This window comes from Litoribacter ruber, from assembly GCF_018500185.1.
Taxonomy (GTDB): domain Bacteria; phylum Bacteroidota; class Bacteroidia; order Cytophagales; family Cyclobacteriaceae; genus Litoribacter; species Litoribacter ruber.
Genome location: NZ_JAHBGI010000004.1, coordinates 281,025 through 300,911 on the forward strand (window position 1 = coordinate 281,025; position 19,887 = coordinate 300,911).

Annotated in this window: 18 protein-coding genes; 3 read left to right on the top strand and 15 right to left on the bottom strand. The window is 44.4% G+C overall.

The window, feature by feature from the left end; translation table 11 throughout:
• Positions 1 to 13: 13 nt before the first annotated feature.
• From KIH41_RS07845 to KIH41_RS07860, 4 genes are all read right to left on the bottom strand, one after another.
• Entirely contained in the window at positions 14 to 1,192 is a 1,179-nt protein-coding gene (locus KIH41_RS07845; protein WP_214162070.1) for a hypothetical protein, read from the bottom strand.
• Between the two features lie 68 nt (positions 1,193 to 1,260).
• A complete protein-coding gene (locus KIH41_RS07850; RefSeq protein WP_214162071.1) occupies positions 1,261 to 1,833 on the bottom strand; it encodes a TlpA family protein disulfide reductase in 573 nt (190 codons plus the stop codon).
• A gap of 60 nt (positions 1,834 to 1,893) precedes the next feature.
• Positions 1,894 to 2,748, bottom strand: coding sequence for an alpha/beta hydrolase family protein (locus tag KIH41_RS07855; protein WP_214162072.1), 855 nt, complete (start codon positions 2,746 to 2,748; stop codon positions 1,894 to 1,896).
• Positions 2,749 to 2,772: 24 nt separating this feature from the next.
• Positions 2,773 to 4,266, bottom strand: a complete 1,494-nt coding sequence (locus KIH41_RS07860) for an amidase (RefSeq protein ID WP_214162073.1) — start codon at positions 4,264 to 4,266, stop codon at positions 2,773 to 2,775.
• Between the two features lie 292 nt (positions 4,267 to 4,558).
• Between KIH41_RS07860 and KIH41_RS07865 the strand changes: the two genes are divergently transcribed.
• Together KIH41_RS07865 and KIH41_RS07870 are read left to right on the top strand one after the other, a co-directional pair.
• Positions 4,559 to 5,713 carry a zinc-dependent alcohol dehydrogenase gene (locus KIH41_RS07865; RefSeq protein ID WP_213943557.1) on the top strand — a complete coding sequence of 385 codons (1,155 nt, stop codon included), beginning with the start codon at positions 4,559 to 4,561 and terminating at the stop codon, positions 5,711 to 5,713.
• 12 nt (positions 5,714 to 5,725) lie between these two features.
• Entirely contained in the window at positions 5,726 to 6,211 is a 486-nt protein-coding gene (locus tag KIH41_RS07870; RefSeq protein WP_214162074.1) for a hypothetical protein, read from the top strand.
• Between the two features lie 175 nt (positions 6,212 to 6,386).
• Here the strand turns inward: KIH41_RS07870 and KIH41_RS07875 are convergent, their stop codons facing one another.
• The 11 genes from KIH41_RS07875 to KIH41_RS07925 all read right to left on the bottom strand — a co-directional run bounded on the left by KIH41_RS07875 (position 6,387) and on the right by KIH41_RS07925 (position 19,069).
• On the bottom strand, positions 6,387 to 6,800 hold the full coding sequence (locus KIH41_RS07875) for a hypothetical protein (protein ID WP_213943559.1): 414 nt from the start codon (positions 6,798 to 6,800) through the stop codon (positions 6,387 to 6,389).
• Positions 6,801 to 6,967: 167 nt separating this feature from the next.
• Positions 6,968 to 7,639, bottom strand: a complete 672-nt coding sequence (locus KIH41_RS07880) for a 3'-5' exonuclease (RefSeq protein ID WP_213943560.1) — start codon at positions 7,637 to 7,639, stop codon at positions 6,968 to 6,970.
• Complete coding sequence (locus KIH41_RS07885; protein ID WP_214162075.1) at positions 7,636 to 9,585, bottom strand: DUF294 nucleotidyltransferase-like domain-containing protein; 1,950 nt, start codon at positions 9,583 to 9,585, stop codon at positions 7,636 to 7,638. The genes KIH41_RS07880 and KIH41_RS07885 overlap by 4 nt, the downstream gene beginning before the upstream one ends.
• Before the next feature lie 75 nt (positions 9,586 to 9,660).
• Complete coding sequence (acs, locus tag KIH41_RS07890) at positions 9,661 to 11,553, bottom strand: acetate--CoA ligase (protein WP_214162076.1); 1,893 nt, start codon at positions 11,551 to 11,553, stop codon at positions 9,661 to 9,663.
• A 23-nt stretch (positions 11,554 to 11,576) separates the two neighbouring features.
• Positions 11,577 to 11,933: a response regulator transcription factor gene (locus KIH41_RS07895; protein ID WP_213943563.1), complete on the bottom strand. Its 357-nt coding sequence runs from the start codon at positions 11,931 to 11,933 to the stop codon at positions 11,577 to 11,579.
• A complete protein-coding gene (locus KIH41_RS07900) occupies positions 11,908 to 14,622 on the bottom strand; it encodes an ATP-binding protein (protein ID WP_317194929.1) in 2,715 nt (904 codons plus the stop codon). The genes KIH41_RS07895 and KIH41_RS07900 overlap by 26 nt, the downstream gene beginning before the upstream one ends.
• Before the next feature lie 34 nt (positions 14,623 to 14,656).
• The gene (locus KIH41_RS07905) at positions 14,657 to 14,863 is read right to left on the bottom strand and encodes a hypothetical protein (RefSeq protein WP_213943565.1); all 207 of its coding nucleotides are present in this window, start codon (positions 14,861 to 14,863) and stop codon (positions 14,657 to 14,659) included.
• 157 nt (positions 14,864 to 15,020) lie between these two features.
• Complete coding sequence (locus KIH41_RS07910; RefSeq protein ID WP_213943566.1) at positions 15,021 to 16,724, bottom strand: sodium:solute symporter family protein; 1,704 nt, start codon at positions 16,722 to 16,724, stop codon at positions 15,021 to 15,023.
• Between the two features lie 39 nt (positions 16,725 to 16,763).
• Positions 16,764 to 17,051 carry a DUF4212 domain-containing protein gene (locus tag KIH41_RS07915; RefSeq protein ID WP_213943567.1) on the bottom strand — a complete coding sequence of 96 codons (288 nt, stop codon included), beginning with the start codon at positions 17,049 to 17,051 and terminating at the stop codon, positions 16,764 to 16,766.
• 12 nt (positions 17,052 to 17,063) lie between these two features.
• Positions 17,064 to 18,509, bottom strand: coding sequence for a porin (locus KIH41_RS07920; RefSeq protein WP_246535249.1), 1,446 nt, complete (start codon positions 18,507 to 18,509; stop codon positions 17,064 to 17,066).
• A 140-nt stretch (positions 18,510 to 18,649) separates the two neighbouring features.
• Complete coding sequence (locus KIH41_RS07925; RefSeq protein WP_214162078.1) at positions 18,650 to 19,069, bottom strand: IS1/IS1595 family N-terminal zinc-binding domain-containing protein; 420 nt, start codon at positions 19,067 to 19,069, stop codon at positions 18,650 to 18,652.
• Between the two features lie 357 nt (positions 19,070 to 19,426).
• Here KIH41_RS07925 and KIH41_RS07930 point away from each other — a divergent pair, with 357 nt between their 5' ends.
• Positions 19,427 to 19,858 (top strand): SRPBCC domain-containing protein, encoded by a 432-nt coding sequence (locus KIH41_RS07930; protein WP_214162079.1) that lies wholly within the window; start codon positions 19,427 to 19,429, stop codon positions 19,856 to 19,858.
• Positions 19,859 to 19,887 lie beyond the last annotated feature (29 nt).

Consider the following 19,887-nt stretch of genomic DNA (forward strand, 5'->3'; position numbering starts at 1 on the left):
AAAATTAAACAAATTATTGGAAGGATTGGGAGGAAGTGGCGTTACCTTCTTTTAACTGATAAATGCTGTATTTTGTAAATTCTTCTTCTACATCTTCATTGGTCTCATCGAGTACCAAAAGACGGTCACCGGGTAAGGAGAATAGCATGGTGCCTGAAGGGAGATCGATTTCCCCTTCAAGTTGCCTGCCGTCTCTAAAAATCAGCAGTTTGTTTTCATCCCGAAGATTCTTGGGCATAAAAGAAATGCCTTCCGATCGAAAGGTTTCATATTTACTTTGAGCTATGCCCGTATAATAACTCAGCAAGAAGGTATTCTCATTTATGGGGTATAGGGATTTATTTCGGCCAGAAGTGTGGAAGATGGCATTTACTTTATCCATATCACTATTGCTGCCTAGAGGTATTGGAGTGGCTTTTTTCCAGTTTTTATGGGAAATCGGAATTTGGCGGGAAAGTTTAAAGTCATTTTTCAGATCATATACCTGGATTGAACTTCCCAGGTTTTGGGCCACAAATAATTCATCATCTTGGATAAAATATGATTTTCCCATAAGATTGTAATAGATATGGTCGGTTTCTTTGTATACACCTTCCGGTCCATAGGGAACTGCGCTTTGTAATGCTCCAGTTTCAAAATTCAGCACCAGGAAGTTTTGAAGTGTATCTCTTCCTTCTTCATCATGGATAAGCGCGTGGTTTGATAAATAAGTAGAAGGGCCTACTAGGTAATGGTAGTCCCCATCCAAGTTGAAAAATTGATTTTTGCCCAAAGGAACATTTGCCCTAACCGGCAACATATTCCTGATGCCGCTTTTATGGGTTTGCTGGTAATCCTGGTCGTAGCTGATCAATTGAAAAGAGGTTTGGACCATTCGTTCTCCATGTGGGCCAAAGCTCAGTGCTACAGGATTGCGGGCGCCAAAGGTGTCGGGTCCTTCTCCTTTTCTATTCACGGTTTTGAGGATTTTTCCATTTGGATCCAGTTCGATAAAATTATCATCTCCTTCTGAAAAGGCCAAAAATATATCCTCCTCTGGGCTATAATCAAGGATTCTCACATGTGTGAGATAATCGACCTGGAAAGAATCGACTCTTTCCAATGTGAAGGAAGTCGCTTCACTTTCTACTTCATTTTTATTTCCACAGGCCAAGAAAGCAATGCAGAAAGGGATAAGTAATAGGTTTTTCATAACTAATAGGTTTGTTAAAAATAAATAAAAATTAGTTATGAATCAAAAAGCTTTGCTGTAAGTAAGCCTTAAAGGCCTAGCAAAAACTCTTCAAACTCCCTAGTGTTAAAATTGCTCATGCCTTCCTGGTAGAAGACAATTTCTCCAGCCGGGCTCACCACCAGGGTGGTGGGGATGGATTGGCTTTGAAGTGCCCCATTTAAGCCATGGCTGGCATGGTAAACAGGAAAGCTCCAAGTTTTCTTCTCAATTAAATTTTTGCTCTTTTGGAAATCATCATCCAAGGCAATCATCAAAAACTCAATGTCCTCGCGATGACTTACTTTTTTGTAAAGTTCAGCAATATGTGGCATTTCCGCCCTGCACGGCGGGCACCAGGTAGCCCAAAGGTTGATAAATATGGTTTTGCCTTCGAAATCCTGTAAATTCACCACGTTGCCCTCCATATCGGTAAGCCTGCCACTGAAGTCAAAAGGTTCATTTTCTTTATTCTCCAGCAATACTTTCGGTTTAATCAACCCAGTGGATAACATCATAGACTGGAGTCCCCCCACAATAGGGGTAATCAAACCAGTAAAATAAAGTGCTGCAAATACGATGAGAATAATCCCCCAGCTTTTGATCTCTTTCTTCCAATCCATTTTATTCTATTTCCTAAACTCAAATTTAGAGGAAATTTCTTGGCTTAAAGGTGACCCAGGTCACTTAGGGAAACTTTCCAGCCACTCAATGGGGATTTTCCACAAGCTGTCGCTGAATTTTTTCCGGAAAAAGTTGATGTGCCCAATGGATTTTGAATCATGATCTTTGGGGTTAACATGGACGCGTTTTACTGATGCATTTCTTATAATCGATTTTGCAAAGCGGTCCACAGCCTTTTTGGGAGCCATTAGGTCATCATCAATGCTGATGGAAAGGAAAGGTTGGCTGATGTCGGCGTAATGGTTTTCTGACATGGCCGCCAGTTCCATGATGGAATTGGGATGCGTGATTAATATCCGCCAGTCCTTGGCTACCCCATAAGGCAGGGGTTCTCCAAGATTGACATAATGGGAGGGGAAATAGCCATAAAGTTTGTTGAAAGTCGGGAGAATCACATGAAAGAGCGATAAAACCAAGGGCTTGTAGTGAAAGTCAAAATGCTTCCAATAGCCGTGCTGTGCCGCCACGGTGATAAAACCGTCATAGCCTTGATATGCATCACTCAATCCCATAAAAATCCCTCCGACACTATGCCCAACCATAAATTTGCTAAAAGTGGGGTGATGGGAGTGGATATATTCAGTGACGCCCTTGAAATCTTTGGACGCCCAATCTCTCATGGTAGCGTCAAAGCCCTTAAGGTTTTTAGGAGAGCTTTTCCCTATTCCCCTGTAATCGTAAGTATATACCGTATATCCCAGATCGGCCAAGTGTGAGGCAAAAGGACCGTAAAATTCCTGCCTTACCCCCGTGGCAGCGGAAATAACCACCACCCGCTCATTTGGGGTGGTGGGGGAGTACCAGCAGGCTTTGATCAGGAAACCATCTGTGGCCTTAATATCAATGGATTGCATAAAATCATCTCAAGTGTTCAATCCTTAAACACTCATTTCATCCGCAATTGTTTCTGTTTCGAACAGCCCTGTTGGCTGGATGAATCCTTCAGTCAGGGAAGCCACTTTTTTTGCAAATTCCAAAAGTTGCGGCTCGCTCCAGTGAGGGCCTACAATTTGGACTCCCACGGGCAGGCCTTCCTTGCTAAGTCCCAATGGAATAGTAACAGAAGGGTTTCCAGAGGCATTGAAACAGGCCAAATACGGGAATACATAATCCAGATAATTCAGCTCCTTGCCTTCATATTTCAATTTGCTCCCAAGTTTGCAACGCTCATAGGCGGGGCCAAAAGCGACCGGGCAAATTAGAAACTCATATTCCTTAAAATACTCCTCCCATTTTTGGGTAAGCTTGCTCTTGGTAAGCATCACTTCGGCGTAATGGTTGATATTTAGCTTGAAGGCTTTTTTCAGAACATCCCAATATCTCGGACTTCCTTTGAGCAGTCCTTTTTTGAGTTGGAATTTGATTATGGCCCTTACAAACCAGGGGGTCCCGTTACTGATCACATAAGGAAACAAGCTCATAAAGAGCCTCAGGCTGTCTTCATGCAGGTTGCCTACTGGGGGCTGATTGTGGGTTTGGGTGCCTTCTTTTTCCAATTTGCCGATCAGGTCTTTGAGCTTGGATGAAACCTCATTGCTGGTTTCATAGCCTGGCCAGGAGTCCGTCCAGGCTATTTTGTATTCAGAAAGCGGTTTATCCACCGGCTTTTTCCAATCGATCAAGGGGATGTTGCGGTCGCTTTCATGAGGTCCTTTGATGATCTTCCAAAGCGTTTCCACGTCGTCCAAGTTTCTGGCTAACGGCCCCGCCTGTGCCATATGGATCAGGAAGGTGTTGGCATCTTTGGGGAGGGGAAGGTTGCCGTGCAGGGGAACGGTTTTATCTGTAGGTTTCAGACCATAAAGCCCACAGAAACTTGCCGGGATCCTCACCGAACCTCCAAAGTCGGTGCCCAATTCCAAGGGGGTAAATCCTGCTGCTAAGGCCGCAGCACCGCCACCTGTACTGCCTCCAGGCGTGTGGACAAGGTTGTAGGGGTTTTTCCCTTCAGGGTAAAGATCTCCCCAGACCTGAAAATCCAACAGATTTTGAGGCACATTAGTCTGGCCCAAGATCACGGCCCCGCTGGCCTTGATCCGCTGCACAACCACCGCGTCTTCAGGGCCCACGAAATCCTTCAGCATTTTGAAGTTTGCCGTGCTGCTTTTTCCTTTAATCCAAAACTGCTCCTTAATCGTAACTGGCACGCCATGGAGTGGACCCAAAAACTGTCCATTTTTCGCCTCAACATCGCGGCTTCTGGCTGTTTCCAGCGCCTCTTCCTCAAAAATACTGATGAGGGCGTTAAATTTATTATTGGTGGATTTTATATAATCCAGGTGTTCTTTGACAATTTCCTCACTACTAGCTTTTTGTTCACGAATGAGGCTTGCCAATTCAGTGGCTGATTTAAAAATAAATGAATACATCATAAGGGCGATAATTAAATTATGTATGCTAAGCTAAAGCTATTTTATCGAATCGCAATAAAGAAATATGAAATAGATAATTTGGCAAGGTTAAAAAATCAATTCAGTTATCCATATGCTAAGTCTTGTAAATGTGGCAGTTGTGGAACTGCAAATGACTGATTAATAAATTTATACAGGAAGTCGGCAATTCCATAAATATTAGGTGGTGGCATGGTTTTGCTTTAAGTTTTAAAGACTTGCCTTTCAAATAGGGAAGGATTTTCAATTTTTCACAACCACAAAACCAACCGCCATGTTAGCAATGAATTATAGGGGCCCCAAAAGGGTCCGAGTAGACAAAAAACCGGAGCCTACAATCCTACATCCCGAAGACGCCATTGTCCGAGTGACGAGATCATGCATCTGCGGCTCTGATTTGCACCTTTATAATGGACTGGTGCCTGATACAAGAGTAGGCTCTACGTTCGGCCATGAGTTTGTAGGCGTGGTGGAGGAAATCGGCAGTGATGTTACCAACGTGAAAGTGGGGGACAATGTGCTGGTGCCTTTCAATATCGCCTGCGGCAAATGTGCTTTCTGCAAGCAAGGCCTTTTTGGCAATTGCCATGAAGCCAACTCCCAGGCCACGGCTGTGGGGGGTATTTTCGGGTATTCTCATACAGCAGGGGGATATGATGGCGGGCAGGCAGAATATGTCCGCGTTCCCTATGCCAACGTGGGGCCCACGGTAATTCCCGAAGGAATGGATCCGGATGATGCCGTATTGTTGACCGATGTGGTGCCTACCGGCTATCAGGCAGCCGAAATGGGAGGGATCCAAAAAGGCGATACCGTAGTGATTTTCGGTGCCGGGCCCATTGGCATCATGGCGGCAAAGTGCTCATGGCTCTTCGGAGCGGGAAGAGTGATTGTCATCGACCATATAGAATACCGGTTGGAATTTGCGAAAAATTACGCCCAATGCGAGGTCTATAATTTTAAATCCATGGATGACCCTGTGCTTTTCATCAAAAAGGAAACCGACTGGATGGGGGCCGATGTATGTATTGATGCAGTGGGTGCAGAGGCGGCTGGAGATGTGATGCAAACAATCACGGGCAGAAAATTACTGCTCCAAGCCGGGTCCGCTACCGCACTACATTGGGCTATCAACGGTGTAAAGAAAGGTGGTATTGTTTCAATAGTCGGTGTATATGGGCCTACGGACAACTTGGTGCCCATAGGAAATGTGGTGAACAAAGGTATTACCATCCGCGCCAACCAGGCTTCGGTAAAGAGGTTGCTGCCCAAATTGATCAAACATGTACAAGATGGGCTGATAGATCCAAAAGCGCTCATAACCCATCGGGTGCCCTTGGAGGAGATTGCCGATGCATACCATATTTTCTCCGAAAAACTGGACAACTGTATCAAACCTGTGCTCATTCCACCATCCGCTAACAGATAAAATAGAACCGTCATGGAACATAAAATTAAAGATTACACACGTATCAAGGGTTGGGGGGTAGATGCCGATCCTGAAAATGATCCAACTTATCCAATAAAAAATCGAACCAATGAGGAACACAAAGGTTACAGTTGGGAGCGGCCACCGCAGCAGGTGGTCAACATGGAAATATTGAAGTCGGTAGAAAGGCCAAATGTATCTGCAGTTTTCGGAACATCCATGCCGCCAAGCGGATTGAGCGGAAAACTTAGGCGATTTGCCTATCAGTGGAGTGAAAATACTTACACCAGATGGCTTACCTTGATTTTTGCCGATCGGGTAAATGAATATGAGGGAATAGTTGAGGATATAAAAAGCGGAAACATTCCGAACATATTTGCTGAAAAAGGTTGGAAAGCTGAGTGGCGGCTTAAACCGGAAAGGTTAGCTATTAAAATAGGTACAACGGCTGCAATAGTTACAGCTCTGTTGACAGTAATGATAAGGAAAAGTAAATAACAAAATTGACCAGGCCCGAGGCTTCCATCTACAATTTAGGTGGGGGCCTCAATTTTTTTTACCCAATTGAAAGCCAAAAAGCTGACTTATGCGCTATGGCTTTATTTTAGTCTCTTTTAGATATAAAAAAAATCCCGAATCTGAGGAGATTCGGGATTTGCGTTTGTTTGTTTAATTATTCGCCAAACTGTTTTTCCCACTGAAGGAAAGATTGATAAGAAACATTGTTCTTTTTGCTGAAATCAGCTTTGTTAGCATATTTCTTTTGATTGTCATGCCAGTCTTTGATCAACTCTCTTTTTTCATCATCAGTCAATCTTTTTCTTTTACCGCCTGTCGCAGAACCGCCACCAGTTACAGCGCCAAGAAGTTTGTTTAGTTGATTTAACTCCTTATTGTCTGACAAATCAATACCGAAAGCATTTTTGAATGAAACAAGTGCTGAGTTTTTAGAAGAAGTGATAGTAACATTCACACCTGCTTTGCTAGCTTGCTCTAAGGTGTATTTTTTGCCTTGGGCATCCACTGCCATCATTTCATCACTTTCTAAATCAGCTGTGATTTCTTTTAGTTTTTCTAATGTGTTCATTGTCTGTAATGGTTTTAAAAATATATTCTAATTAATCTAATTAATTTGAGTTTACCAAATCTATTAAATAAAAAAATATAAATCTATAAAAAATCATTTTAAATCTAGTTAAAAAACTTATTTGAGAAGCGTAGTTGGACTCTTGACAATAGTTTTTTAATACAAAATTAAAGGTGTGATAATTTTGTAATGCTCTTGTTTTCAGCTGATTTCAGCAGTTTCATAAAAAGTATCGCCGTTAGCATGGCGTCCCCAGATGCAGTATGCCGGTCATGCAATGGGATTTTATATCTTTTGCAAAGTGCGTCTAGACTATATTCTTCATTTCTTATTAATTCTGGATTAAAGTGATAACCCTTCTCAAGTCTTACGGCCAATTCAAAAGTGTCTATGGTTTTATTCAAAAGCTTTTTTAAGCCAAAAGGGCGGTAAGTCTTTTGTAACATTTGAATATCAAACCCCACATGGTGCCCTACCACTATGCTGTTTCCGATATATTGTAAAGAATGTTGTGCAAATGAGGAAAGCTCTTCCGCATCATTTTTTTGAACAATTTCATGAACGGATAAAGCTTCACTTTTAACCAAAGGGGCCTTTACATATATTTCTAAAAGATCACTTAAATGGATGTGATATTTTTTGACCTTTAAAGCCCCAAAAGACAAGATGTAATCTTTATTTACATTTAACCCGGTAGTTTCCGTGTCAAGAATACAAAAAGTGAGTTGGTCTAATGGAGTATCAGGATTGGTTTTTGAGCGGAATTTATCTTCATATTCCTTTACAAAATCAGTTTTGGTAAATTCGTCTTCCCATATTTTTTTCCACCAGCTACTCATCCCTTAAAATAGTCTAATTGGAATCTCACTCGGAGCAAGGCCTGCAGCTCATCGATGGGATAAAACGCATTCTTTAACAATTGCCTTTGTAGTTTTCCTAGTTTGTTTGGCTCTATATATCTTCCTGATGATTCGGACTTCAGCCCCTCGATGGCACGAATCCTCATCAGAATCTCGTATGCTTTGGCTGCCTCTAGATATATCTCTTTGTTCTGGGGCTCTACTTCTGCCAATTTTTCAAATCTTTTAAAAGTGTTGTTAATATCAACCATTTTATGACTTAAGACCAATAGTCGGGCAATATCTGTCAAAGGCATCATAGCCCTCATTTTGATATCAAATTTATCACGGTGCTCCCCTGATTTTTCTACCACAAAATTTCTAAAAAAACCCAAGGGAGCGGGATTCATATTGGCATTTTTTGCTAAAAAATTTAAGAAAACTGATTTACCTTCTATTTCCTTATAGATATGTTTGGCCATGGCCTCTGATAATTTTTTCTGGCCATATATGGGTCTGAAATCAAAAAATATGGCCGAATGCATTAGCGACTCTTCGGTGGGATTGCTTATCCATTCCGAAAAATATTTCTTCCACTGGTCCAAGGGCTGACACCATTTTGGATTATTGGCCATCATCAGGGCTGGACAGGGATGAAAACCACAGGCCAAGAGAATGTCAATGACAGATTGGGCAAGTTCTGCCAGAAAAGGTCTGGCCGCCAAATCAGCCTCAGGATCCAGGTCTTCGTAAACAATCGCATTGTCCAGATCAGTGCGCAGCAGCTGCTCTTCTCTGCCTTCGCTTCCCAAGGAAATGAAGCAGAATTTGATTTTCCTGACTTCCTCGGGGTACTTTTTCTCTAGATTCCTTTTTGATATTTCTATTGCCCTTTGGATGATCAGGTCATTTATCTCAGAAATGATATTGGCCACAAAGTCCATGGAGACTTCATTCTCCAAATAATACTTAAGCAACCTCTCTGCACGGTTCCTGATTTTTGCCATCTCTTTAACCTCTGAGGTGTTCTGTAGGCCATGGATCAATACCGCTGGACTGTTTCCCTGAGCGAGCAAAATGTCATGGTCAGAGATGATGCCCACAACCTTTGAGCTCGCTGTCCCATCTTCTGTGAATATTAAATGGTGAAGCTTTTGCCTTACCATGGTCAGGTACAGGTCTGGGAAGTTCGCATTTGGCTTCATGGTGGTTAGGGGACTGCTCATGATACGCTCCACGGGTGTCTCAAATGGGAGCTTCTTAGCCACCAATCTATTGCGAAGGTCCTTGTCTGTAATTATCCCTAGAGGCAGCTTTTCATTGTCTACAATGATGATGGAACCTACGTCTCTCTCTGCCATTTTTAATGCGGCGGCATGACAGCTTTCACCGATTTGACAGGTGAGCACTTCATGCTTTATCCGCACGTCAGATTGTCCGGTAAACAAGAGTAGGCCAATATCCTTGGTGGGGGAACCCAAAATGCTTCGGGCTTGCTGGGATTTGGAAAGGTCATTCCTGACTACCACCTGACCGGAGGCAAAGCCTGCCGCAAAGTACAGTGCTACCCGGTTGTTTTCCTTTAGAATGCTTTCAAAAGTTTGCACGGGTATAGCATAAACCAGGCTGTTTTCCGCTGCTTGGGCATTGAGCCTGTAGGGCCGTTTGCCCATCAGGGCCATCACGCCAAAGACATCCCCCTCATCGCATTTCTCATAGATTTCCTGCCTTCCGTCAATACTTTGGGTAAGATGGATTTCGCCTTCCTTTAGGACAAAAAAGCAATCTTGGGCTGGTTCTCCCTGTTCGAAAAGGTATTCCTGCGGGGCAAAAAAACGTATCTCCACAGCGGTGGCTACCGCCTCTAAGGCGGCCTCATCCAAAAAAGAAAAGGGTGGGTAACTCTGCAGGAATTCCCTGACCCTGTTTATGATAACATTGGCCATATTACGGAAGTTAAAGAAAGTTTTAAGCAAAAAAAAGAGGCATACCGGACTTTTTGGTATGCCTCACTAGTCGAATTATTTCCTGCCGTCAATAATCTCGGTCACTACCTCAGGATCAAGTAGGGTGGAGGTGTCACCCATATTATCCAAGCTTCCTTCGGCCACTTTTCGCAAAATCCTTCTCATTATTTTGCCCGAACGGGTTTTGGGAAGTCCAGAGACGATCTGGATTTTATCCGGTTTGGCTATTGGGCCAATGATCTTGGAAACAGTGTCCTTGATTTCGTTGACCAGGTTTTCCTCGGTTCTGTTTTTCATGTCGGAAATCACGTAAGCGTATATTCCCTGACCTTTCACTTCATGCGGATAGCCAACCACTGCTGATTCGATCACAAGTGGGTGCTCGTTGATGGCATTTTCCACTTCGGCAGTGCCCATTCTGTGACCGGAAACGTTGATTACATCATCCACTCGGCCGAGGATCCTGTAATAACCGTCATGGTCTCTTTTTACACCATCCCCTGTAAAATACATGCCTTTATAAGTGGAGAAATAGGTCTGCTTGCAACGCTCATGGTCCCCATAAGTCGTTCTCAGCATGCCTGGCCAAGGGAAGCAGATGCAAAGGTTGCCCTCTACCGAATTGCCGGTCATGATTTTCCCCTCATTATCCACTATGCATAGTTGAATACCCGGCAACGGTAAAGTAGCATAAGCAGGTTTGGTCGGGGTGATGCCGGCGATTGGAGAAACCATGATCCCGCCGGTTTCCGTCTGCCACCAGGTATCAACAATGGGGCAGCGAGTCTTGCCGATATGTGTATGGTACCAGTGCCAAGCCTCCTCGTTGATTGGTTCACCCACCGAACCCAGCACCTTGAGACTGCTTAGGTCATACGGTTCGATTGGGTCAGTGCCATGGGCCTGAAGTGCACGGATGGCGGTAGGGGCGGTGTAAAATTGGTTGACCTTGTATTTTTCACAGACCGCCCAGAACCGGCCCGCATCCGGATATGTCGGCACGCCTTCAAACATTATGGATGTGGCCCCTGCCAACAATGGTCCGTAGACAATATACGAATGGCCAGTGATCCAGCCAATGTCTGCTGTGCACCAATATACATCACCGGGTGAATATTGGAATACGTTCTCGAAAGAGTATTTTGTATATACCATATAGCCACCAATCGTGTGGACCACTCCTTTAGGCTTGCCGGTGGAACCTGAGGTGTAAAGGATGAAGAGCATGTCTTCGCTATCCATCACCTCAGCTTTGTTGGTGTCTTCTTCCCCTTCGATTACCTCATGCCACCAGTGATCACGACCTTCCTTCATGGTCACTTCTTGCCCGGTTCGCTGGTAAACGATCACGGTGTCGACGGAGGATTTTTCCAAGGCCTCATCCACCACGCTCTTGACGCCTATTTTCTTGTTGCCCCGGTAATTGCCGTCGGAGGTCAGGATGGCTTTAGCCCCACAGTCATTGACCCGGTCGGCCAAGGCGGAGGAGCTGAATCCGGCAAAAACCACCGAATGGATGGCTCCGATCCTGGCACAGGCTAGCATGGCCACGGCGGCTTCCGGCACCATGGGCATATAGATGATTACCCGGTCGCCTTTTTTTATACCTTTGGCCTTTAGCGCATTTGAAAATCTACAGACCTCATGGTAAAGTTCTCTGTATGTAATGGTCCGGCCCTCCTCATTGGGGTCGTTTGGCTCCCAAATGATTGCCGCTCTGTCATCCAGGGTATAAAGGTGTTTTTCAAATATGTTTTCGGTGATGTTGAGTTTTGCATTGACAAACCATTTAATATCCGGCCCTTCAAAATCCCACTCCAGGACCTTGTCCCATCTTTTCTGCCAATGAAAGGAATCAGCTATTCTGGCCCAGAACTTTTCAGGCTCGGTCACCGATTTTTGATATTCATGGAAGTATCCGCTCAGCGTGTGGATTCTATCGCTCATAAGTTATCTAAAGTTTATATTGGTTAATTGATTAATGCTTTTACTTGGTTAAGCAGGTTTTTGGTGGAAAAAGGCTTGGTCAAATAGAGGTCCGCACCTAGTTCCTTGCCCTTTTCCACATCCTGTTGCTTGCTCTTGGCGGTAAGGAAGATAACCTTTACCTCCTGATGGTTCTTTTTGAGATGAGCGCAAACTTCATATCCATCCACTTTGGGCATCATGATATCCAAGATCACCACCTTGGGGGTGGATTGTTCTATCAAATCCAGGGCCTCCTCACCATCTCTGGCAATTAAGACCTGAAAACCTTCTTTTTTGAAGAGAAACTCCAAAGAAAGCAGGATGTTGGGTTCGTCATCTACTATGAGTATTCTGTTCATTTTCTGAATTTATATTCGGTAATGTCAACTTATTTATTTGAGGGAAAACCAGTTGGAAAGCGGTGTAGGTGCCTTTTCTTTCGATTTTTATTTTCCCTTGATGGTAGTCCATGATTTTTTTGGATATCGCCAAGCCCAGTCCGCTGCCCAGCGGTTTTTTGCTGGTCTGGTTTTTAGCCTGGTAGAATTTGTCAAAAATGTAAGGGATATCTTCAGCCGGGATGCCCTTGCCATCATCCAGGATTTCCACAATGGCCGTTTTGTCCTCCAGATGTGCTTTTAGGATTACTTCACTGTTTGCAAACTTGGCGGCATTGCTCAGCAGGTTCAATACCACCTGCTTAATCCTGTCCTCGTTGGCTAGGATAAAGCAATGGTTAATATTCAGCATCAATTTGAATTGGATGTTTTTATCCTTAAATACCTGACTCATGCTATCGGCAGCTTCCAGAAGTAGTATGCTGAGGTCTACCTGGGATAGTTCCAGTTGCTGTTGGCCTGAGTCAAATCTTTCCAGGTCCAACACTTGATCTATCATTCTGGTCATACGGTCCGTCTCCTGGATGATAATGCCCAAAAACCGGTTTCTATCCTCCTCTGGCAAGTCCTCGTCCTGCAAAATTTCGGAAAAAGCTCTAATGGAAGTGATGGGGGTTTTCATTTCATGAGTGACGGTGGAAATGAATTCATCTTTCAGTTTGTCATTTTCGAGTAAGGTTTCATTCATTTTTCGAAGGGAAGCGGTGGCATTTCTCAGCGCTTCGCTGGTTTGCTGAAGTTCCTCGTTGAGGTGTTTGAGCTCTTGGGTTTCCTTTAAAATATCAAGGACTTCTGCCATGGAGATTTCTTCTTCTTTCACCACTGAGGCTACCATGATTCTGGCGGAGGCGGCTCCGATTATTCCGGTCAGCAGTCTTTCTGCATAATTGACCAATTCGGGGTCGGCTTTCATCTTTCCATCAATCTTGGAGCCTTTGAAGTCAACATATTGCTGCAGGGCGTCCTTCGTTTTTTCTTCCCCCAGGAAATTCTCCAATAAGCTCTGTATGTCCCGTATGTAAGCCTGGCCTTTCCAGATAATGGAGGTGTCCAAAATAGTGCTGTACTTGAAAATATCCACAAAGACTACAGCCTGGTTGTGCTCTTTCGAAGTTTGCCTGCTGAACAATGAAATAACCAAGTAGCAGAATAGATTTGGCAGGAGGCTGAAAACCAGTCCGTGGGTGATGTAGCTAAGTTCGCCAAACCCAAACAGGGCATCGGGTTTCAAAAAGTCCAGCCCGAAAAGCCCTTCGGTCAAAATGCTTTCAGGCAAATAACCTGCGTAGATCATAGTGGGCACTACTAAGGTGAAAAACCAAAGCACAAAACCCACCAATATTCCCGTAAGCGCTCCGGCTCTGCTGCCTTCTTTCCAGTAAATTCCCCCGATGATGGCGGGGGCCAGCTGGGCAATGGCTACAAAGGAGATCAATCCAATAGCCACTAGGCTGAACTGAGGCCCTACCATTCTATAGTAAATGTAGCTGAGAAGTATGATGGCCAATATGGCGAGCCGTCGGGACCAGATTAGAATATTGCCGATTCTGTGCTGGTGGCGTAGTTGGAAGTTTTTGCTGAGCAGCAAAAGTGGCATCACCAGATTATTGCTCACCATGGTGCTCAAGGCAATCGAGGCCACAATGATCATGGATGTGGCTGCAGAGAAGCCACCGAGATAAACCAAGAGGGCCAGCCAGCTTTTGTCGGCTATGATGGGCAATGCCAAGACAAATGAATCGGCGTCCACATTTCCCCACCCAAACATTACCAGACCGCCCAAGGCGATGGGCAATACAAATATATTAATCAACAGTAAATAGAGTGGGAAAAGCCACATTGCGGTATTGAGATGCCTTTCGTTGGTGTTTTCAATTACCACCATTTGGAATTGGCGGGGCAAAAATAGTATGGCCATCATGGAAAGCATGGACATCCAAAACCACTCCGAGACGCCATGTTCGCCTTGCAGGACAAACAAGTGGTCTAGCCCACTGCTGGAGGCTTGCTGGAAAATATCCGCAACCCCGTCAAACATGAAATAGCAAACAAACACCCCGACTACCAAAAAGGCCATTAATTTGAACAGAGATTCAAAGGCAATTGTCATCACCAGGGCTTCATGTTGGGCGGTGGCCTCTATGTTTCGGGTGCCAAATAGAATGGTGAAAAGTGCCAAGCCTAAAGCCAAATAGAAAGCAGTGTCCTGGAAAAATGGCAGGGCTGATTCCTGGATGTTGTGGAGGGGAGATTGTAAAATGTCAAAGGAAAGCGCGACCGCCTTGATCTGTAAAGAAATGTAGGGGATGATGCCCAAAAGGCAAAATACTGTGACAATGCTGCCAAGAGAAATGTTTTTGCCATACCTGCTAGAAATGAAATCCGCAATAGATGCAATGCGTTGGACTTTTGAAATCCGGATGATTTTTCTCATCACCAGCCACCACAGCGGGGCTATCAAACTTGGGCCTATGTAAATGGTGAGAAATTCTATACCACTAGTGGCCGCTCGGCCAACGGAGCCGTAATATGTCCAGGCGGTACAATAAACTGCCAGGGACAGCGAATAAATGATAGGGTTGGAGGAAAGTTTTTTGCTGCGAAAGGAAGAGCGCTCGCTTAAATAAGCAATTGCGAATAGCAGCGCCAAATAGCCAAAGGTGAACGATATGACGACCGCATTGCTAAACATCCTTGGAGGAATATCTTGAGATGATCAATAAGGTAAATCCAATAAGCAGGATCCAGTTGGAGAAAACCATGAAATATAGCACAGGTATTCCCGCAAGGGTGGACTGCACATTGTAAATAGATAGAACCGGATAATTCAGCGCCACCATTCCCATGAGGAACAATACCACTAAAAATTGATTTTTTCTGTTGGTTTTCATTAGCTCAAAAGACTTTAAACCTAATTTACTTAAATAAATCGGTAATTCTATTGCTGACTGATCCGGTCAGAAATGAAGTTAGGTTAATTTAAGCAGGTATCCCCCGATGATTACATCACCGGAAAGATACCTGTTTAGTTATGTGGGGAAAATGATATCAATGATCATGCGCCTGGCCGGCACCTCTTGGAATCCGGATCTCCTGGATCATATCCTGCACTTTTTGGGGAGGTGCAGGGGTGGATTTTGAAACCGCATAGCAAACCACAAAATTGATCAGCATACCGAAGCTTCCGATTCCCTCAGGAGAAATGCCAAACCACCAGTTGTCGGAGCTTACTGCCGCCTCGGAAAGTCCGAAGAGGTTTTGTCCAAATTTGAAGTAAATGATATAGGCTAGGGTGAATACCAGTCCTGAAACCATTCCCGCTATGGCTCCCTCCTTGTTCATTCGGGTGGAGAATATCCCCATGATGATGATCGGGAAGAAGGATGCTGCGGCAAGTCCGAACGCAAAGGCGACCACTTCTGCCACAAAGCCTGGAGGATTCACCCCGAAATACCCTGCAAACAAGACAGCTCCTGCTGCCGCTGCTCTGGCAATCCTAAGCTCATTTTTCTCCGACATTTCTGGTCGGAAGGTTCTGAATAGATCCCTCGAAACAGAGGTGCTGATCACCAACAACAAACCTGCTGCGGTTGACAAGGCCGCCGCCATACCACCAGCCGCTACCAGACCTACAACCCAGTTTGGTAAATTTGCTATTTCGGGATTGGCCAATACCATGATGTCTTTATCAATGTACAGTTCGTTATCCATGGCATTTGCAGAATAATGGACGATGCCGTCTGCATCCTTGTCATTCACCATGATCAGGTTGGTCTTGCTCCAGGTGTCCACCCAAGCCGGCAATTCATCGACAGGTTTGTTGGCCACGGTTTCAATGGTGTTGTAGATTCCAAAGGCAGCCACAGCAGGGGCCGTGGTGTATAGGATGGCAATGAATACCAGTGCATATCCTGCAGATAGTCTGGCGTCTTTTACTTTTGGCACAGTAAAGAACCGAACAATCACATGGGGAAGACCAGCGGTACCCACCATCAGGGCTAAAGTGATGGCGAAAATATCAGTCATGTCCTTTTGACCACTTGTATAGGCCGTAAAGCCAAGTTCGGTCAAGACACCATCCAGCTTATCCAAAAGGTGCGTGCCATCAGCAACGGTGTCCCCTAGTCCCAACTGTGGGATAGGATTGCCTGTCAGCTGCATGGAAACAAAGATTGCGGGAACCATGTAAGCGAAAATCAACACGCAATATTGGGCCACCTGGGTGTAGGTGATGCCTTTCATACCGCCCAAAACCGCATAAAAGAATACTATACACATCCCGATGATCACACCGGTATTGATATCCACTTCCAGGTATCGGGAGAATACAATCCCCACACCCCTCATCTGACCGGCCACATAAGTGAAGGAGATGAAAAGCGCACAGATTACAGCCACCACTCTGGCCTTGTTGGAGTAATAGCGGTCCCCCACAAAGTCAGGGACAGTAAATTTCCCGAATTTCCGCAGGTAAGGAGCCAGTAAAAGTGCGAGTAGCACATAGCCTCCCGTCCAGCCCATGAGGTAAACTGAGCCGTCGTAACCTGCAAATGCGATGATGCCGGCCATTGAGATGAATGATGCCGCCGACATCCAATCAGCTGCTGTGGCCATTCCGTTGGCCAGTGGGGATACGCCGCCGCCGGCTACGTAGAACTCCTTTGTAGATCCGGCTCGGGACCAAATGGCGATCCCGATGTAAACGGCGAAGGATATCCCCACCAAAATGTATGTCCAAGTTAATATTTCCATGATTTCTTGTAATTAGGTTATTTCAGATTGGGTTAGGGACTATTTTTCGTTTACATCAAATTCTTTGTCCAGTTTATTCATGCGGTAGACATAAATGAATATGAGGACGACAAATGCGTAAATGGAGCCCTGTTGGGCAAACCAGAAGCCCAGTTTGAACCCACCCATGCGGATTTCATTGAGCGGTTCCACGAGTAGGATGCCGAACCCGAAGGATACCACAAACCACACTGCGAGGAGGTAGAGGAGGGTTTTGAGATTCTTTTTCCAATAAGCCTTAGCGGAAAGGTCTTTTGGAGTTTCTTTTTCGATTGTTTTAGGTGTCATGCTATTTTGGGATTAGAGGAAAATATGTGTTTGAAGGATCCATTCGCCGGCGGCGCTGGATTTCCTGTAATTTTCAAATATGGGTCTTTGGCTGTATTGAAGCGTGACCTTGGCCTGATGGGCATTTATATAATAGTTGAGCCCCAAATCATATTGCCAGGTAGTATCTTCAAAGTATTGGAAATTTTTGTGGGTCAAAGCCCCGTAAGGCTGGAGCTTGCCTTTATCGCCTAGTAATTGTTTTGGTAGAAGGAAGCCTGCATTGGCGTAAAATATATTGCCGGTACCGATTGTGGGTTGGGCGTTTCCGGGGCCATTTTGGGAGGTGCCTCCAAATCCCACGTTCATTATCCCAACGTTTCTCATGTAGTTGGGGCCAAAATCATAATTGTAATATACTGCATAGGCAGTTAGGGCTGTTCCGGAGGCGCTGGAAAAGGGCAAATCCAGAAAGACATCTAAGCTGGCCAAGGAGATGTCGTGAAACTGCTGCTCCCCGCTGCCATTGGCCGAACTGGTCGCCTTGGGGTGGTGGTGCCAGCCCGCTCCGATGTTGAAAACCTTTTTGGTGCCCAGGTAGCTGCCTACAAAAAAGGGCAGCTTGTTGTTTTCCTTTTCAAAAAACTGGTAAGCAATGTATCCCTGCGTGGCCCAGTGGTCATTGGCGATATTGGCGGCAATGGGTCTTTGGGTGGCTTCATCGTATCGTCCCCCATTTCCCACCGAAAATGGCTTGTTTAGCGCAAGTCTATAGTCCCATTTTCCAATCTGGCCCTTAGCATAAAAACCAAATTGGCGGGCAAATTGGTCAGTAAGTTCAATTAGGGGCCAGTTGAAAATCGGGGCGTCAATGGTCATGAAGTTTAGGGTGCTTTGGCTGGTCATTCTGGATATGCCGTTCCAATAGTGCAACCCCATGCCCATGTAGAGTTGGTCGGTGATTTTGTATTCGGTCCAGATGTCGTGAAAAAACAGCTGTGGCTTCTTGGCCGATAAACCGATGGCGCTGCCTTCCCCGGTTTCAGGGTTGACCGATACAGGAATGTTGCCGGGATTGCCGGTCATGCCGCCACCAGGCACTCCGCCGTTAATAAAAGTCTGGTTGTTGATGCCCCAATGGGTGAGGATCAAGAATCTTGGAGAAATTTCGGCATAGGCCAAAACTCTAGCTCTGCGGATACCGATGTCGGTGGATTGTCTGGATGGTCGCCCATCTACGGAGACTGTGCCCGGATTGTTTTCCGTCACTCGGGCCCACATCTGGTTCCAAAATAGGAAACGGATGTATTTGGAGCCATCATCGCTCAGTTTTAAGGTTAGCGGCTTGTAGGTGTGATCCACGAAATCCCCGGACTTGATGTACTCGGTCGGAAGTGGAAGTGTGTCCTGAGCCTTAGTGGTAAGACATAGCCCGAACATGAATACCATGCCGCTAAGCAGGTATTTGATAGGTATCATTGTATTTTGGGTTTTTGTATTACGCTTTGCCCGGGCCCGAACAATTCGCTTGAACTAATTTGAGAAGTTGGAAAGAGAAAGAAAAACTGTGTGTATATTTCTGTTAAAAAATTATATATAAAAGTATAAAATTCTGAATTTTAATTTTTAAAACGCTCCCATTTAATCACCATAAATTTGTCTCCAAGCTCTGTGATCAACATTCCTGTATCGGTCAAATTGGCCTTGTCGCTCATGAAATTGATAAGTTCTTTATGATTTAGCACTTTGTAAGTGGGTCTGTAGTCGGTATTTTCAGGAGCTTTAATCTTGTACTGCTTCACCCAGTTCATGACCGAAACATGGCTTACTCCCAATATTCTTTCGATTTCCCTATAGCTGATGCCCTCAATGTAAAGCTGCAAAGCTTTGACGACATAGTATTTGTCAATGGATTTGCCGATCTTGTTAACGGAGAAATAATAATTGCATTTCTTGCACTTATAGCGCTGTCTGCCTCCTGAAAAGCCACTTTTGACGACTTTTTGGTTTTCGCATTTGGGACACTGGGGGTTTTCCATCAATCGATTTATTTAAGATATACTAATTTAGCGAAAGTATACTATTTTAGCAATAAGTTAAGGGTGTTTTTAATTTAAGAGATAAATACCATATAAAAATCTGTAATTCGAGCTAAATGTTTCCTTATTGAGAAGATAAGTTGAAAGGCTGCAAAATTTAAACTTAATGGTTGTTTTTAAAGGTATGTTGAAAAATTATTAATGGATATTTTACTTCTGATTATGGTGGAAAGAGTAGGGACTTAGGGAGGATGAATATTAATTTTACGGTGCTTAGATTTTTGATCGTCAACTTGTTGTATCTTTAATAGGGGTTGCTGAAATTTGGTAGTCAACTCCAGTGAACTTTAATTTTGCATGACAATACGAACCGAAATTTTGATTAATGCCTCCAAGGAAAAGGTATGGGATGTCTTGACTAATTTTGAAGGGTATAGCATATGGAATCCTTTCATTATTGAAAGCCATGGGAAACCAATTGAGGGGAGCTATCTTACCAATACCATGGTAAGTTGTGATGGAACTATGACATTTAAACCCAAAATACTCAAGATGGAAAAGTATCGCTATTTTGATTGGATGGGGAAGCTGATTTTTAAAGGCTTATTTGACGGTCACCATTATTTTGAAATAGTAGAGCTCGGAGCAAATCAGGTAAAGGTTGTTCATGGGGAGAATTTTTCCGGATTGCTGGCAGGTTTGATTTTGAAGAAGATCGGAAATGATACTCGAGACAATTTTATAAAAATGAACTTGGCCTTAAAAGCTGAAGCCGAAAGTTTGGTGTAATATAATGATTTACTTATGCTTGTGGTTTA

Coding starts and splice junctions, on each gene's coding strand:
- KIH41_RS07930 (WP_214162079.1), top strand. CDS start 19,427: ATGACAATACGAACCGAAATTTTGATTAATGCCTCCAAGGAAAAGGTA.
- KIH41_RS07885 (WP_214162075.1), bottom strand. CDS start 9,585: ATGGCCAATGTTATCATAAACAGGGTCAGGGAATTCCTGCAGAGTTAC.
- KIH41_RS07870 (WP_214162074.1), top strand. CDS start 5,726: ATGGAACATAAAATTAAAGATTACACACGTATCAAGGGTTGGGGGGTA.
- acs (WP_214162076.1), bottom strand. CDS start 11,553: ATGAGCGATAGAATCCACACGCTGAGCGGATACTTCCATGAATATCAA.
- KIH41_RS07925 (WP_214162078.1), bottom strand. CDS start 19,069: ATGGAAAACCCCCAGTGTCCCAAATGCGAAAACCAAAAAGTCGTCAAA.
- KIH41_RS07895 (WP_213943563.1), bottom strand. CDS start 11,933: ATGAACAGAATACTCATAGTAGATGACGAACCCAACATCCTGCTTTCT.
- KIH41_RS07850 (WP_214162071.1), bottom strand. CDS start 1,833: ATGGATTGGAAGAAAGAGATCAAAAGCTGGGGGATTATTCTCATCGTA.
- KIH41_RS07905 (WP_213943565.1), bottom strand. CDS start 14,863: ATGAAAACCAACAGAAAAAATCAATTTTTAGTGGTATTGTTCCTCATG.
- KIH41_RS07915 (WP_213943567.1), bottom strand. CDS start 17,051: ATGACACCTAAAACAATCGAAAAAGAAACTCCAAAAGACCTTTCCGCT.
- KIH41_RS07855 (WP_214162072.1), bottom strand. CDS start 2,748: ATGCAATCCATTGATATTAAGGCCACAGATGGTTTCCTGATCAAAGCC.
- KIH41_RS07860 (WP_214162073.1), bottom strand. CDS start 4,266: ATGATGTATTCATTTATTTTTAAATCAGCCACTGAATTGGCAAGCCTC.
- KIH41_RS07920 (WP_246535249.1), bottom strand. CDS start 18,509: ATGATACCTATCAAATACCTGCTTAGCGGCATGGTATTCATGTTCGGG.
- KIH41_RS07875 (WP_213943559.1), bottom strand. CDS start 6,800: ATGAACACATTAGAAAAACTAAAAGAAATCACAGCTGATTTAGAAAGT.
- KIH41_RS07845 (WP_214162070.1), bottom strand. CDS start 1,192: ATGAAAAACCTATTACTTATCCCTTTCTGCATTGCTTTCTTGGCCTGT.
- KIH41_RS07910 (WP_213943566.1), bottom strand. CDS start 16,724: ATGGAAATATTAACTTGGACATACATTTTGGTGGGGATATCCTTCGCC.
- KIH41_RS07865 (WP_213943557.1), top strand. CDS start 4,559: ATGTTAGCAATGAATTATAGGGGCCCCAAAAGGGTCCGAGTAGACAAA.
- KIH41_RS07880 (WP_213943560.1), bottom strand. CDS start 7,639: ATGAGTAGCTGGTGGAAAAAAATATGGGAAGACGAATTTACCAAAACT.